General features: G+C 71.8%; 12 protein-coding genes. 11 read left to right on the forward strand and 1 reads right to left on the reverse strand.

Annotated elements, in window-relative coordinates:
• Nucleotides 1–110: 110 nt before the first annotated feature.
• The 3 genes from I3F54_RS08070 (at nt 111) to I3F54_RS08080 (ending at nt 4,863) form a co-directional block, all read left to right on the forward strand.
• A complete protein-coding gene (locus I3F54_RS08070) occupies nt 111–2,786 on the forward strand; it encodes a cation-transporting P-type ATPase (RefSeq protein WP_308373235.1) in 2,676 nt (891 codons plus the stop codon).
• Between the two features lie 141 nt (nt 2,787–2,927).
• Nucleotides 2,928–3,776: a DMT family transporter gene (locus I3F54_RS08075; RefSeq protein ID WP_240117946.1), complete on the forward strand. Its 849-nt coding sequence runs from the start codon at nt 2,928–2,930 to the stop codon at nt 3,774–3,776.
• Between the two features lie 397 nt (nt 3,777–4,173).
• Nucleotides 4,174–4,863 (forward strand): YdcF family protein, encoded by a 690-nt coding sequence (locus I3F54_RS08080; protein ID WP_240117947.1) that lies wholly within the window; start codon nt 4,174–4,176, stop codon nt 4,861–4,863.
• Nucleotides 4,864–5,106: 243 nt separating this feature from the next.
• Here I3F54_RS08080 and I3F54_RS08085 read toward each other — a convergent pair whose 3' ends face one another.
• Complete coding sequence (locus I3F54_RS08085; protein ID WP_240117948.1) at nt 5,107–5,778, reverse strand: hypothetical protein; 672 nt, start codon at nt 5,776–5,778, stop codon at nt 5,107–5,109.
• A gap of 384 nt (nt 5,779–6,162) precedes the next feature.
• Between I3F54_RS08085 and hemL the strand changes: the two genes are divergently transcribed.
• The 8 genes from hemL to I3F54_RS08125 all read left to right on the forward strand — a co-directional run bounded on the left by hemL (nt 6,163) and on the right by I3F54_RS08125 (nt 14,486).
• The gene (gene hemL / locus I3F54_RS08090) at nt 6,163–7,509 is read left to right on the forward strand and encodes a glutamate-1-semialdehyde 2,1-aminomutase (RefSeq protein WP_240117949.1); all 1,347 of its coding nucleotides are present in this window, start codon (nt 6,163–6,165) and stop codon (nt 7,507–7,509) included.
• Nucleotides 7,506–8,201 carry a histidine phosphatase family protein gene (locus tag I3F54_RS08095; RefSeq protein ID WP_240117951.1) on the forward strand — a complete coding sequence of 232 codons (696 nt, stop codon included), beginning with the start codon at nt 7,506–7,508 and terminating at the stop codon, nt 8,199–8,201. The genes hemL and I3F54_RS08095 overlap by 4 nt, the downstream gene beginning before the upstream one ends.
• Nucleotides 8,202–8,388: 187 nt before the next feature.
• Nucleotides 8,389–9,699, forward strand: coding sequence for a hypothetical protein (locus tag I3F54_RS08100; RefSeq protein WP_240117953.1), 1,311 nt, complete (start codon nt 8,389–8,391; stop codon nt 9,697–9,699).
• 66 nt (nt 9,700–9,765) lie between these two features.
• Nucleotides 9,766–10,395 carry a TlpA disulfide reductase family protein gene (locus tag I3F54_RS08105; RefSeq protein ID WP_240117954.1) on the forward strand — a complete coding sequence of 210 codons (630 nt, stop codon included), beginning with the start codon at nt 9,766–9,768 and terminating at the stop codon, nt 10,393–10,395.
• A 1-nt stretch (nt 10,396) separates the two neighbouring features.
• Nucleotides 10,397–11,167 carry a cytochrome c biogenesis CcdA family protein gene (locus tag I3F54_RS08110; RefSeq protein ID WP_240117956.1) on the forward strand — a complete coding sequence of 257 codons (771 nt, stop codon included), beginning with the start codon at nt 10,397–10,399 and terminating at the stop codon, nt 11,165–11,167.
• A 3-nt stretch (nt 11,168–11,170) separates the two neighbouring features.
• Complete coding sequence (locus I3F54_RS08115; protein ID WP_240117957.1) at nt 11,171–12,865, forward strand: cytochrome c biogenesis protein ResB; 1,695 nt, start codon at nt 11,171–11,173, stop codon at nt 12,863–12,865.
• A complete protein-coding gene (gene ccsB, locus I3F54_RS08120; protein WP_240117958.1) occupies nt 12,862–13,950 on the forward strand; it encodes a c-type cytochrome biogenesis protein CcsB in 1,089 nt (362 codons plus the stop codon). Before I3F54_RS08115 ends, ccsB begins: the two co-directional genes overlap by 4 nt.
• Nucleotides 13,951–14,069: 119 nt before the next feature.
• The gene (locus I3F54_RS08125) at nt 14,070–14,486 is read left to right on the forward strand and encodes an SRPBCC domain-containing protein (RefSeq protein WP_240117959.1); all 417 of its coding nucleotides are present in this window, start codon (nt 14,070–14,072) and stop codon (nt 14,484–14,486) included.
• The last annotated feature ends 63 nt before the right edge of the window (nt 14,487–14,549 follow it).

Below are 14,549 nucleotides of genomic sequence, written 5' to 3' on the forward strand. Positions count from 1 at the left end.
CCCGGTCGCCGTCGTGCGGGACTCCATGCGGGACCGCGATGCCCGGCCATGAGACCGCCGGAGCACCCGGGCAGGCCCCTCCGCCCCCGGGGAACGCGCACCACGCGCTGGTGGCGCGCGAGGTGGTACTGCTGCTGGAGACCGACGCCCGGGCCGGACTGAGCACCCACGAGGCCGCCCGGCGGCTCCAGCAGTTCGGGCCCAACGTGCTTCCCCCGGCGGCCGGCGGGGGACTCCTGTGGCGGATCCTGCGCCAGTTCCACCATCCGCTGATCTACGTCCTGCTGGCCGCGGGCGCCGTCACCGCCGCCCTGGGCTCCTACGTCGACTCCGCGGTGATCTTCGGCGTGGTGCTGGTGAACGCACTCGTCGGGCTCGTGCAGGAGTCGAAGGCGGAGACGGCGCTGGAGGGCCTGCGCGAGATGGTGCGCACGACGGCGACCGTGGTGCGCGGAGGCCGTGAACGGAGGACGCCCTCGGCCGACCTGGTCCCCGGAGACCTGGTGCGCGTGGAGGCCGGTGACAAGGTGCCCGCCGATGTCCGGCTGGTCGGGGCCGACGACCTGCGCGTGGACGAGTCCGCTCTGACGGGCGAGTCCGTCCCCGTGGCCAAGGACGAGGTGGTGCTGCATCCGGGGACCCCGGTCGCCGACCGCCGCAACATGCTGCACTCCGGGACCCTGGTGACCGGCGGGCGGGGGACCGGGATCGCCGTCGCGACCGGCGCGGAGACCGAACTGGGCGCCATCCACCGCCTGGTGGGGGCCGCCGAGACCGTGACGACACCGCTGACCGCCAAACTCGCCGCCTTCAGCCGGATCCTGACGGTGGCGATCCTGGCCCTGGCAGCGCTGACCTTCGCGATCGGTCTGGCCCGAGGGCAGGAGGCGGTGCCGACCTTCACCGCCGCGGTCGCCCTGGCGGTGGGCGCGATCCCAGAGGGCCTGCCCGCCGCGGTCACCATCACCCTGGCCATCGGCGTGGCCCGGATGGCCCGGCGGCGCGCGGTGATCCGCCGGCTCCCCGCCGTGGAGACGCTGGGCAGCACCACGGTCATCTGCTCGGACAAGACCGGAACACTGACCGAGAACCAGATGACGGTGCGCACGGTGTGGACACCCGACGCCACCTGCGAGGTGACGGGCTCCGGCTACGCGCCCGAGGGCGCCGTGCTCGGCCCCGGCGGCTCCGCCGCCGTCGTCGACGCGAACCGTGCCCTGTGGTGGTGCCTGCTGGCCGGCGCCGGCTGCAACGACGCGGTCCTCACCGCCAGGGACGGCCGCTGGGAGCTGCTGGGCGACCCCACCGAGGGCGCCATGCTCGTCGCGGCGGCGAAGGGCGGACTGCCCGCCGACGAGGTGGCCGAACGCCACCCCCGCATCGACACGATTCCCTTCAGCTCCGAGCGGCAGTACATGGCGACCCTCCACCGCGACGGCACCACCGGCGACCACGTCGTACTGGCCAAGGGTTCGGTCGAACGCCTCACCGCCCTGTGCCGGCGCCAGATGGCCGCGGACGGCAGTCTCCGGCCGCTCGACCCCGCCGCGGTCACCGCCGCCGCCGAGCGCCTGGCCGCGGGCGGCCTCAGGGTCCTGGCCACGGCCGTGCGACCGCCCGCACCCGCGAAGGCCGGCGCCCTCGGTGAGCAGGATCTGCCGGGCACCCTGGTACTCACCGGGCTCCAGGCCATGCTGGACCCTCCGCGCGCCGCCGCCCCCGCCGCGGTGAGCGCCTGCCGCACCGCCGGCATCACCGTCAAGATGATCACCGGGGACCACGCGGCGACCGCGTCCGCCGTCGCGGAGAGCGTCGGACTGCTCGACCCGGCGGACAGGGACGAGCGGCAGGTGCTCACCGGCGCGGATCTGACGGCACTGCCCGCCGGGGAGTACCCGGGCGCGGTCGACCGGGCCCGGGTCTTCGCCCGCGTCTCGCCGGAACAGAAACTCGGGCTGGTGCGCGCCCTCCAGGACCACGGGCAGGTGGTCGCCATGACCGGCGACGGCGTCAACGACGCCCCCGCCCTGCGCCAGGCCGACATCGGCGTCGCCATGGGGCGCGGGGGCACCGAGGTCGCCAAGGACGCCGCCGACATGGTCCTCACCGACGACGACTTCGCCACCATCGAGGCCGCGGTCGAAGAGGGCCGGGGCGTCTTCGACAACCTCACCAAGTTCATCGTGTGGACCCTGCCGACCAACATGGGCGAGGGACTGGTCATCCTGGTGGCCGTCCTGCTGGGCAGCACCCTGCCGATCCTGCCCACCCAGATCCTGTGGATCAACATGACCACCGCCGTCGCCCTCGGCCTCATGCTGGCCTTCGAACCCAAAGAGGCCGGCATCATGAACCGGCCACCCCGCGACCCCGCCCGCCCCCTGCTCACCGGCGCCCTCGCCGTGCGCGTCCTGCTCGTCTCGGCCCTGCTCGTCGCGGGCTCCTGGTGGCTGTTCACCTGGGAGCGCGGCATGGGCGCGAGCCTGCCCGAGGCGCGCACCGCGGCGGTGAACCTGTTCGTCACGGTCGAGGCCTTCTACCTGTTCAGCTGCCGCTCCCTGACCCGCTCGGCCTGGCGGCTCGGCCTGTTCACCAACCCGTGGATCACCGGCGGTGTCCTCACCCAGGCGGCCGGACAGCTCGCCCTGACCTACCTCCCGACCCTGAACCACCTCTTCCACACGACCCCGATCTCCGGCGGCGCCTGGCTGCGCATCCTCGGCATCGCCGTGCTCACCGCCCTCGTCGTGGCCGCGGACAAGCGCCTGCGCCGCCCGCCGGGGTAGCCGGCCCCGGCCCCGGCCCGTCCGCGGTGCCCGGCGCACGGCGGGCGTGCCGCTCCCCCCTGGCGGTCCCGGGCGGGGCTGCCGGCGCGGGCCGTCCGGCGCCGGTGTGCGGCTCCCCCGCCCGGCGAGCATCCTGTGATCATGGCCATCGCCCTCGCCGTGCCGGCAGCGCTCCTGGCCGCCTGCTGCTTCGCCGTGGCCGCCGTGCTCCAGCAGGAGGCCGCCGCGGCCGTGCCGGAGGAGGAGTCCCTGCGGCCCGGCCTGATCCGCGCGCTGGCCCGCCGGCCCTGGTGGCTGGCCGGCATCGCCCTGTCGGCGGTCTCCTTCGTCGTCCAGGGTGTGGCGCTCGCCTTCGGCCCGCTGGTCCTCGTCCTGCCCCTGGCGTCGACGGACCTCCTCTTCGCCCTGCCGCTCATCGCCCGGCGCCGGCACCGGCGCCTCACCCGGCGGGAGGTGACGGGCGGGGTGTGCACCGCCGGCGGGGTGGCCGCGTTCCTGGTGGTGCTGCCGTACGCGGAGGGGGAGCGGCAGCCCGGCCCCGGGGACTGGCTGCCCCTTCTGGTGGTCGTCGTGCTCTGCGTCTCCGCGCTGGTGCCGGCCGGCCTGCGGGCCTCCGGCCGGGTCCGCGCGGCCGTGTACGCGGCGGCCGCCGGGCTGCTCTTCGCCCTGCTGGACGCTCTGTCGAAGAGCGCGGCGGATCTCTTCCGCGACCGGGGCCTGCACGCCCTGGCGCACTGGGAGCCGTACGCGCTGCTCCTGGTCGGGGGAGCGGGACTGCTGCTGGCACAGAGTTCGTTCCAGGCCGGGTCGCTGGCGGTCAGCCTCCCCCTCATCGACACGATCGAGCCGATCGGCGCCGTCCTGATCGGGGCCGCCGTCTTCCACGAACGCCTGGCCTCGTCGGGACACCTAGCCGTCCAGATCCTCGGCGCGGCCCTGGCGGTGACCGGCATCGTCATCCTGGACAGGTCCCCGCTGGTGCGCACCTGAGCGCGGGTTCACCCGCGCACGGGACCCGGCGCCGGCACACGCTCGGGCCGCCCGGCCACAGGTCGCGCGTGCTCCACCGCGCCTTCACGGCGCGGCTGCCGCCGACCCGGTCGGCCGGGCTTGCTTCACACAGGCGGAGGAAACGCGGAGTGTGTGCCCGTCCTGGGTCCAGGCGCCGGCACGGCGGCTCGCCAGCAGGGGTGAGGCTCCGGCCGATGGCGCCGCGGCATCGCGAGTTGGGCCACCGCCTGAGACCCGAGGACTCCGCTTGAGCGGCAGGCGGTTGCCCGCCGACCTCGACTGGGCAGCATGGCGGGAAGGAAACGGCGGGCGCCCTCCAGCACGTGCTGTACCCCCAACTGCGCAGCAGCGAGGGCATCCGAAAGGACCAGCGGGGATGAGCCAGGGAGTGCCGGTGCCGCAACACGAACAGCGCCAGATCACCGACGAGCAGTTCCACGACGCGGTGCTGATCTGGGACTACCACCGGATGGGTCACGAGCGGCGGCCCTGCTCCGCGGCGATCGGCCTGGGCAGCCACGACCTGGGCGTGGCCACCAGTGCCGTCGTCCTCTACCGCGCCGGCTTCTTTCCGGTCGTGGTCTTCAGCGGCGGAAACAGCCCCACCACCCGTGCCCGCTTCCCCCGCGGCGAAGCCGTCCACTACCGCGAGCACGCCCTGAGCCTGGGCATGCCGGACGAGGCAATCCTGGTCGAGCCGAAGGCCGCCAACACCGGCCAGAACATCACCTTCTCCCGCGAGCTGCTGACCGAGGCCGGCATCGTGGTCGAGTCGCTGCTGCTGATCTCCAAGCCGTACGCGGAGCGCCGTTCGTACGCGACCTGCCGCCAGCTGTGGCCCGAGGTGGAGGTCGTATGCGCCTCCGAGCCGCTGGAGCTGGACGACTACATCAGGTCCATCGGCGACGAGAAGCTCGTCGTCGACATGCTCGTCGGCGACCTGCAACGGGTGATCGAGTACCCGAAGCTCGGCTTCGCCGTCGAGCAGGCCGTACCGGGGGATGTCTACGACGCCTACGAGCGTCTCCTGGGCGCCGGTTTCGACAGCCGCCTCATCAGCACCTGATCCGGGGCCCGCCTCGGGCCGCCGAGCGGGGCGCGGGACGGGCAGCACTGCGCCCGCCGTGCGCCCCTGGCGGTCGAAAGCGAATCGCCTGGCCGCCCAACGGGAAGCTCACCGCCTTGGGGTCCACGCGTGACCGGGCAGACCCTTTCGGCATACGGCATACGGCATGGGCATCCCCACTGCCGTCCTGCCGTACCTGAACTCGACCCGGGCCGCGCACCCCGACCCCCACGAAACCCCAGCTCAGGGCCACACAAGGCAATACGGCTGATGCCCCGCCTCATGCAACCGGTGGCTGAAGTCCTGCCACTCGTGCAGCAGCTGGTACACGTTGAAGGCGTCGCGCGGGCCGCCGCGGTCCGGGACCGTCGACCAGATGAACGCCGCCGCGCCCACCGCCTCCTCGCCGATGTCGCGGAGCGGGTCCACGACCGTCATGGGGAGCCTCACCACGGCGTAGTCGGGGTGCAGGACGACCAGTTCCAGCGGTGGCACCTTGTGCAGCGGGACGCCCTCGATGCCGGTCAGCACCATGGCGGCCATCGTCTCCGGCTTGATCTTGGTGAACATGCCGTTCATGCCGAGCTCGTCGCCGCCGAGTTCCTCCGGGCGCATCGAGATCGGGACGCGGGCCGCGGTCGCACCGTCGGGCGCGCCGAAGTACTTGTACGTCACCCCCACCCGACCACCATCTCTGCTCCCTGTCCGGAGCCGGTCGCTCCGGCGGTCGCCGCGGCGGTCGATCTGATGATCGAACCGCCGGTCGAACCGGTCCAACGGCTCGGGCTCACTCGCTGCGCCCTGTTCCTGGTGCGCTTCGGCTGTTCCCTCCGCGTCGCGTCGGTGCCTTCCCCGCCGGGCACGTCGAGGACCCAGGTCGTCAGTCCCCTCGCCCAGTCCGCCACCGCGATGCATATCTCCACCCGACTGCTTTTTCTAGGACGCGTGGCCCCCGCCGCGCAACCCGATCATCGTGTCAGTGACCTCCCCCACGGCCGCTCGCCGAAACGTGCGGTGAACCTTCTGTCCGCAGGATCGCAGGACCTGCCCAGTCCCTGATCAACACGGCCCGCGCGGGCCGTGTGTTCAAGGCTGTGTGTATCGCCACTCAGTTTCGCAGATCACCGGCCGTCCTCGGAGCTTGATCAGCAGTTGTTTCCGCGCGTTGTCGCCGGCGGTCCGGGGCGTGCGGCCACCGGGCAGCGCCCGCGGTGTGTGCGCGCCGCTGGCCTACCCTGAGGAGGTCACCCAGCAACCGGAGTCCGAGCAAGTCGGAGAAGGTCGGAGAAGTCGCAGGTCATGAGCGAAACGCCCTCCTCGGGAGCGCCCTCACCGGCGCCCTACCCCTACGAAGCGCCTGCCTCGCAGGCGCTGTTCGACCGTGCGTCCGCCGTCACGCCGGGCGGCGTGAACTCGCCGGTGCGCGCCTTCCGCGCCGTGGGCGGCACGCCCCGGTTCATGGTGTCCGGCAGCGGGCCGTACCTGACCGACGCCGACGGGCGTGAGTACGTCGACCTGGTGTGCTCCTGGGGGCCCATGATCCTCGGCCACTCGCACCCCGGGGTCCTCGCCGCCGTCCAGGAGGCCGTCTCCCGCGGCACCTCCTTCGGCACGCCCGGTGAGGGCGAGGTCGCGCTCGCCGAGGAGATCGTCGCCCGGGTGGAGCCGGTGGAGCAGGTGCGGCTCGTCAGCAGCGGCACCGAGGCGACGATGTCCGCCATCCGGCTCGCGCGCGGCTTCACCCGGCGCTCCAAGGTGATCAAGTTCGCCGGCTGCTACCACGGTCACGTGGACTCGCTCCTCGCCGCCGCGGGAAGCGGCGTGGCCACGTTCGCGCTGCCCGACACCCCCGGTGTCACCGGCGCCCAGGCCGGCGACACCATCGTGCTGCCCTACAACGACCTGGAGGCCGTGCAGGAGGCCTTCCACCGGCACCCCGGCGAGATCGCCTGCGTCATCACCGAGGCCTCGCCCGGCAACATGGGCGTCGTCCCGCCGCAGCCCGGGTTCAACCAGGGGCTGAGGGACGCGTGCCACAAGAACGGCGCACTGTACATCTCCGACGAGGTCATGACGGGCTTCCGCACCAGCAGGGCGGGCTGGTACGGCGTCGACGGGGTGAAGCCGGACCTGATGACCTTCGGCAAGGTCATGGGTGGCGGCTTCCCGGCCGCGGCCTTCGGCGGCCGTGCCGACGTGATGGCGCACCTCGCCCCCGCCGGGCCCGTCTACCAGGCCGGAACACTCTCCGGTAACCCGGTCGCCACCGCCGCCGGCCTCGCCCAGCTGCGGCTGCTGGACGACGCGGCGTACGACACCGTCGACGCCGTCTCCGCGCAGATCCGGACCCTGGTCACCGAGGCGCTCACCAAGGAGGGCGTCGCGCACCGGCTGCAGACCGCCTCCAACATGTTCTCGGTGTTCTTCACCGACCGCGAGGTGCGCGACTACGAGGGCGCCAAGGCCCAGGAGTCCTTCCGGTTCACCGCGTTCTTCCACTCGCTGCTGGCGAACGGCGTCTACCTGCCGCCGTCGTCCTTCGAGTCCTGGTTCGTGTCCACGGCCCACGACGAGCGGGCCATCCAGCGGATCGCCGACGCCCTTCCGGCGGCGGCCCGAGCGGCGGCGGAGGCCACGGCAGCATGAGCACGACGCCCTCGAACAGCGGCGACGTCACCGTCGTCCACCTGATGCGGCACGGCGAGGTCGCCAACCCGGACGGTGTCCTGTACGGCAGGCTGCCCGGATACCACCTGTCCGAGCTGGGCCGGAAGATGGCGGACCGGGTCGCCGACCACCTCTCCTCCCGCGACGTCACCCACGTGTGCGCCTCCCCGCTGGAGCGGGCGCAGGAGACGGCGGCGCCGATCGCCGCGGCGCACGGGCTGGACGTGGCCACCGACGGGCGGCTCATCGAGGCCGGCAACGTCTTCCAGGGGAAGACGTTCGGCGTCGGCGACGGGGCGCTGCGCCGGCCGGAGAACTGGAAGCACCTGGTCAATCCGTTCAAGCCGTCCTGGGGCGAGCCGTACGTCGACCAGGTGGTGCGGATGATGGGGGCGCTGGACGCGGCGAAGGACGCGGCGCGCGGGCACGAGGCGGTGCTCGTCAGCCATCAGCTGCCGATCTGGATCGTGCGGTCGTACGTCGAGCGGCGCAGGCTGTGGCACGACCCGCGCAAGCGGCAGTGCACGCTCGCCTCGCTGACGACCTTCACCTACCGCGGCGACAGGATCGTCTCGGTCGGCTACGCCGAGCCGGCCCGCGATCTCGTCCCGGCCCATCTCCTCGCCGGTGCCAAGCCGGTGAAGGGCAAGGACAAGGCCTTCGGCGCGTAGGGCGCCCCTCTCCTGCGGGCCGGAGAGGGGCAGCCCTCGCCGGCCCGGAGGCGGGGTCGCCCGGCAAGACAGTTTCGTGACATTCGTTGCCGAATTCGTATGAAAGTCAGGTGATCGAGCGGAACCTCCCCGTTCGTCGCGCCCTCTCCCTGGGTGACACCCAAGGACGCGACGAATCGGGGATCACATGCGCACGTTCTCCCGGAGGGGAATACTCGGCCTGGGCGCGGGAGCCGCCGCCGCTGCGGGACTCACGGGCTGTCTCGGAGGCTCCTCCTCGTCGGACGGCGGGAGCGGGGCCGGCGGTTCCGGCTCCGGCGACGCCGGCGCGAATCCCTCCGGGGGTCCCACCGCGTCCGCGCGCCCCATCGGCGACGGCTCCACGTCGTTCACGGGCAGGCAGCCGCACCAGCCGGACGCGCCCGAGCCGCTGGAGGCGGGCCAGGAGCCGCCCCAGTTCGTCGTCTTCTCCTGGGACGGGGCGGGGGAGGTCGGCAACGGGCTCTTCCCCCGCTTCCTCGACCTCGCCCGGCAGCACGGCGCGAGCATGACCTTCTTCCTCTCCGGCCTGTATCTGCTGCCCGAGGCGAAGAAGCGGCTGTACGACCCGCCCAACAACCCCCGCGGCGCCTCCGCCATCGGCTACCTGACCGACGAGCACATCAAGGCGACGCTGAAGAACGTCCGTCGCGCCTGGCTGGAGGGCCACGAGATCGGCACCCACTTCAACGGCCACTTCTGCGGCGAGGGCCACGGCTCGGTCGCGCACTGGACGCCCCGGCAGTGGCGCAGCGAGATCGACCAGGCCAGGTCCTTCGTGAAGCAGTGGCGCACGAACACGGGCTGGACCGATCTGCCGCCGCTCCCCTTCGACTACGACAAGGAACTCGTCGGGGGCCGGACCCCCTGCCTGCTCGGCCAGGACGACCTGCTGCCCGCCGCGCGCGAGCTGGGCTGGCGCTACGACGCCTCCTCGCCCGGCGGCCGTCAGGTGTGGCCGGTGAAGAAACAGGGCATATGGGACCTGCCGTTGCAGCAGATACCGTTCCCCGGGCACCGGTTCGAGGTCCTGTCGATGGACTACAACATCCTCGCCAACCAGTCGGTCAACTCGACCAGGGCTCCCGCCCACAACTACCCGGGGTGGCGGCGGCAGGCGGCCCAGTCGTACATCAAGGGATACGAGCGGGCCTACCGGACGAACCGGGCGCCTCTCTTCATCGGCAACCACTTCGAGCAGTGGAACGGCGGCATCTACATGGACGCCGTGGAGGACGCCCTCACCCACATGGCGCGCGAGAAGGAGAAGGGCGCCGACGTACGGCTGGTCTCCTTCCGCCAGTTCGCCGACTGGCTGGACGTGCAGCGGCCGCAGGTGCTCGCGAAGCTGCGCACCCTGGAGGTGGGGCGGCAGCCGGCCGGTGGCTGGAAGGCGTTCCTGGGGGGTGTGCAGGCCACCGGGCGGAACTCCGCCGCGGAGGACCAGGACGCCGCCTGAAATGCGGTTTTCCCCCCGCAAGGGGGGTGCGCAAGATCCCCGGAACGGACATGCGAAACTTTTCACATGAGTGCCGCCAGCCGCGCCCCCCTGCGCCCGACCGCCTGGATCCGCACGCGCCGAGCCGCCCTGACGACCGCCGGTGCAGCCGTCGCGGCACTGCTCGTGTCCGCCTGCACCTCCGGAGGGGTCTCCGGCGGGGGCGGCGACACGAAGTTCATCATGGGCGCGGACGGCATCTCCACCGTCGCCAAGGGCAAGCGCGACCCGGCACCCGACCTGTCCGGCAGGACCATCGACGACCGGCAGATCGCGGTCTCCTCCTTCAAGGGCAAGGTCGTCGTCCTGAACGTGTGGGGGTCCTGGTGCGCGCCCTGCCGTGCCGAGGCCCCCAACTTCGAGAAGGTCTACTCCGACCTCAGGTCCCAGGGCGTGCAGTTCGTCGGCATCAACGTCGCCGACCCCCAGGTCCGCAGCGCCCTCGCCTTCGAGAAGCAGTTCGGCGTCAGCTACCCGAGTCTGTACGACCCGAGCAGCAAGCTGATGCTCCGTTTCAAGAAGGGCACGCTCAACCCGCAGGCGATCCCCTCCACACTGGTCCTCGACCGGGACGGCGGGATCGCCGCCCGCTCCCTGGCCGCGCTGAGCGAGGACAAGCTGCGGTCCATGATCGCCCCCGTCCTCGCGGAGAAGTGACGTGAGCGCGCTCATCCCGCTCGCCTCGGGCGTCTACAACGGCACGGTGCTCAACGGCGCCCTGTTGGTCGCCCTGCCCGTCGCGGTCCTCGGCGGCCTCGTCTCCTTCTTCTCCCCGTGCGTGCTGCCGCTCGTCCCGGGCTATCTGTCGTACGTGACCGGGGTCACCGGCACCGACCTCGCCGAGGCCCGGCGTGGGCGGATGGTCGCCGGGGCCTCCCTGTTCGTGCTCGGCTTCACCGCCGTCTTCGTCTCCACCGGTGCCCTGTTCGGCTACTTCGGGGCGACACTCAAGGCGGAGCAGGGCGTGCTGTCCAAGGTGCTGGGCGTGCTCATGATCCTCATGGGCGTGTTCTTCATGGGGCTGATGCCCTGGATGACCCAGCGCGAGTTCCGCTTCCACCGCAGGCCCGTGGCCGGACTGGTCGGGGCGCCCGTGCTCGGCGCGCTCTTCGGCATCGGCTGGACGCCGTGCATCGGACCGACCCTCGCCTCCGTCCTCGCGCTGTCCTCGCAGCAGTCGAGCGCCGGCCGCGGTGCCGTACTGACCGTCGCCTACTGCCTCGGCCTCGGTGTGCCGTTCGTGCTCGCCGCGGTCGCCTTCCGCAAGGCGCTCGGCGCCTTCGGCTGGGTCAAGCGCCACTACGTGTGGGTGATGCGGATCGGCGGCTCGATGATGATCGTCACCGGTCTGCTGCTGCTGACCGGTGTCTGGAACATCCTTGTCCAGGACCTCCAGTCCTGGTCCGGCGGATTCACTGTGGGGATCTGATCGATGAGCAAGACCACCGCGCCCGACGGGCCCCGGGACCAGGAGCTCGGCGACGCCGGCTCCCAGCTGTCCACCGTCCCCGAGGAGACCTCCCCGGGGGTGCCGGCCCTCGGTGTCGTCGGCTGGCTCCGCTGGTTCTGGCGGCAGCTGACCTCGATGCGGGTGGCCCTGCTGCTCCTGCTGCTGCTGGCGCTCGCGGCCATCCCCGGTTCGCTGATCCCGCAGACCGGCATCGACATCACCAAGGTCGCCGAGTTCCGCAAGGACCACCCCACCCTCTCGCCGGTCTACGACAGGCTCGGCCTGTTCCACGTCTACGGCTCGGTGTGGTTCTCCGCGATCTACATCCTGCTGTTCGTCTCCCTCATCGGCTGCATCGTGCCCCGCACCTGGCAGTTCGTCGGCCAGCTGCGCGGCCGGCCGCCGGGCGCGCCGCGGCGGCTGACCCGGCTGCCCGCCCACACCGGCTGGCGCACCGGGGCCGAGCCCGAGGAGGTGCGCGAGGCGGCACTGGCGCTGCTGAGGCGGAAGCGGTTCCGCGCGCACGTCGCCGGTGACGCCGTCGCCGCGGAGAAGGGCTACCTGCGCGAGGTCGGCAACCTGGCCTTCCACGTCGCGCTCATCGTGATGCTGGTGGCGTTCGCCTGGGGGCAGCTGTTCAAGTCCGAGGGGAACAAGCTCCTCGTCGAGGGCAACGGTTTCTCCAACACCCTGATCGACTACGACGACTTCAAGTCCGGCAACCTCTTCACCACCGATGACCTGACGCCGTTCAGCTTCACCCTGGACGAGTTCACCGGCACCTACGAGACCTCCGGTCCCAACAAGGGCACCGCGCGCACCTTCGAGGCGGCGCTCACCTATGCGGAGGGCGCCTACGGCAAGGACCGCAGGACCGTCGTCCGGGTCAACCACCCCCTGGAGATCGGCGACTCGAAGGTCTACCTGACCGCCCACGGCTACGCGCCCGTGGTGACCGTCCGCGACGGGAAGGGCGAGGTCGTGTTCAGCGGACCGGTCCCGCTGCTGCCGCTGGACTCCAACGTCACCTCCTCCGGCGTGATCAAGGTCCTCGACGGCTACCGGGACGCGCAGGGCGCCAGCGACCAGCTCGGCATCAAGGCCTTCCTGCTGCCGACGTACGTGGCGGGCAACGAGGTGTCCTCCTCCTTCCCGGCGCTGCTGAACCCGGTGTTGAACCTGGAGCCCTACCACGGCGATCTCGGCGTCGACTCGGGCATCCCGCAGAGCGTGTACAAGCTCGACAAGTCGCACATGAAGGGCTTCGAGGACGAAAAGGGCCGGCAGTTGAGGAAGAACCTCAGGCCCGGGCAGACCATGGACCTCCCGGACGGCGCCGGCTCGGTGACCTACGAGGGCACCAAGGAGTGGGCGAACTTCCAGATCACGCAGCAGCCCGGCAGCGGCTGGGCGCTGGCAGGCGCGCTCGGCGCGATCTTCGGTCTCGCCGGCTCCCTGTTCATCCAGCGCCGCCGCGTCTGGGTGCGCGCGGTCCGGGGCGACGACGGCGTCACGGTCGTGGAGATGGCCGGCCTCGGCCGCAGCGAGTCCGCCAAGGTGCCCGAGGAGCTCGGTGAGCTCGCCGGGATCCTCTACGACCGGGCGCCGGGCGTCGCCGAGCCCGACGACGACCCCTCAGATGTCTCCGTACCTGCCGAAGGGGCTGAGCAGCAGTGACTGTCGCCGCCGTCACCAACGAACACCTCGCGAGCATCAGCAATGTGCTGATCTACTCCGCGATGGCCGTCTACACCCTGGCCTTCCTCGCCTACATCGCCGAGTGGCTGTTCGGCAGCCGCAGCAAGGTGGGCCGTACCGCCGCGGCGCTCACCGACCGGCCGGCGGCGCGGAGTACGGCCCAGGCACCCGCCGTCACGGTGAAGAAGGCAGGCGGTACCGCCGTGCTGGAGCGGCCCGAGGTGGTCGTGCGGTCCGCGGCCGGCGCGCGGGACGTGCCCGACGGGCCGGGTGCGCACGGCGGTGACGAGCAGGGCGACCTCTACGGCCGCATCGCGATCTCGCTCACCGTGCTGGCCTTCCTGGTGGAGCTGGCGGGTGTGGTCGCCCGCGCGGCGTCCGTGCAGCGGGCGCCGTGGGGCAACATGTACGAGTTCAACATCACCTTCTCCACGGTCGCCGTCGGCGTGTACCTGGTGCTGCTGGCGCTGAGGAAGAACGTGCGCTGGCTGGGACTGTTCCTGACCACCACGGTCCTGCTCGACCTCGGCCTCGCCGTCACCGTCCTGTACACGGCGAGCGACCAGCTGGTCCCGGCCCTGCACTCGTACTGGCTGTACATCCACGTCTCGACGGCGATCCTGTGCGGCGCGGTCTTCTACGTCGGCGCGGTCGCCACGATCCTCTACCTGTTCAAGGACTCCTACGAGAACAAGCTGGCCGGCGGCGGCACGCCCGGCGCCTTCGCCAACTCCGTCCTCGACCGGCTGCCGGCCTCGGCCTCCCTGGACAAGTTCGCCTACCGCGTCAACGCGGCCGTCTTCCCGCTGTGGACCTTCACGATCATCGCGGGCGCCATCTGGGCGGGCGACGCCTGGGGCCGCTACTGGGGCTGGGACCCGAAGGAGACCTGGTCCTTCATCACCTGGGTCGCCTACGCCGGCTACCTGCACGCCCGCGCCACGGCCGGCTGGAAGGGCCGCAAGGCGGCCTACCTGGCCCTGATCGCCTTCGGTTGCTGGCTCTTCAACTACTACGGCGTCAACATCTTCGTCTCCGGCAAGCACTCGTACGCCGGGGTCTAGCGCCGCAACAGGCGACCTTCGCCCCGCGAACGTCGCCTGCCGCGGCACCAGCGCCACGACGGGGCAGGTCAGCGGCGGCAAGGGGTGCGGAATCGCCGGGCCGGGGTCAGGCTGGTGTCATGACCGGAGCCATAGAACAGGGCACCAGCCAGACCCACGGGAACACACGCATCCTGCACCTGCTGGTGCGGCTCTCCCGGCCCATGGAGACGGTCTGGCCGGTGCTGAGCACGCCGGAGGGGCTGGCGGGCTGGTTCACCGAGGTCGACGTCCTGGAGCCGCGGCTCGGCGGGATCGTCGCGCTGCGCGGTCTGGGAGCCGGAACGGTCACCGCCTGGGACGTGGACCGGATCGCCGAGTACACCGTGGAGGGCGGCGGCCGGATCCGCTTCCACCTGGAGCGGGACGCGGCGAACGGCACCGTGCTGCGGTTCACGCACGAGTTCCAGGGCGAGGGGGAGACGGAGCAGTCCTGGCGGGCCCGGTTCGAGACGTTCATCGCGCGGCTGGGCGCCGGCACCGAATCCGCGCCCTGACCCCGGGGAACGGCCGTGGATCACCCGGGCCGGGACCAGGTGATCCACCACGTCCCAGAGTCC

Source organism: Streptomyces sp. MUM 2J (assembly GCF_022414535.1).
In the GTDB taxonomy this organism is placed as follows: Bacteria; Actinomycetota; Actinomycetes; order Streptomycetales; family Streptomycetaceae; genus Streptomyces.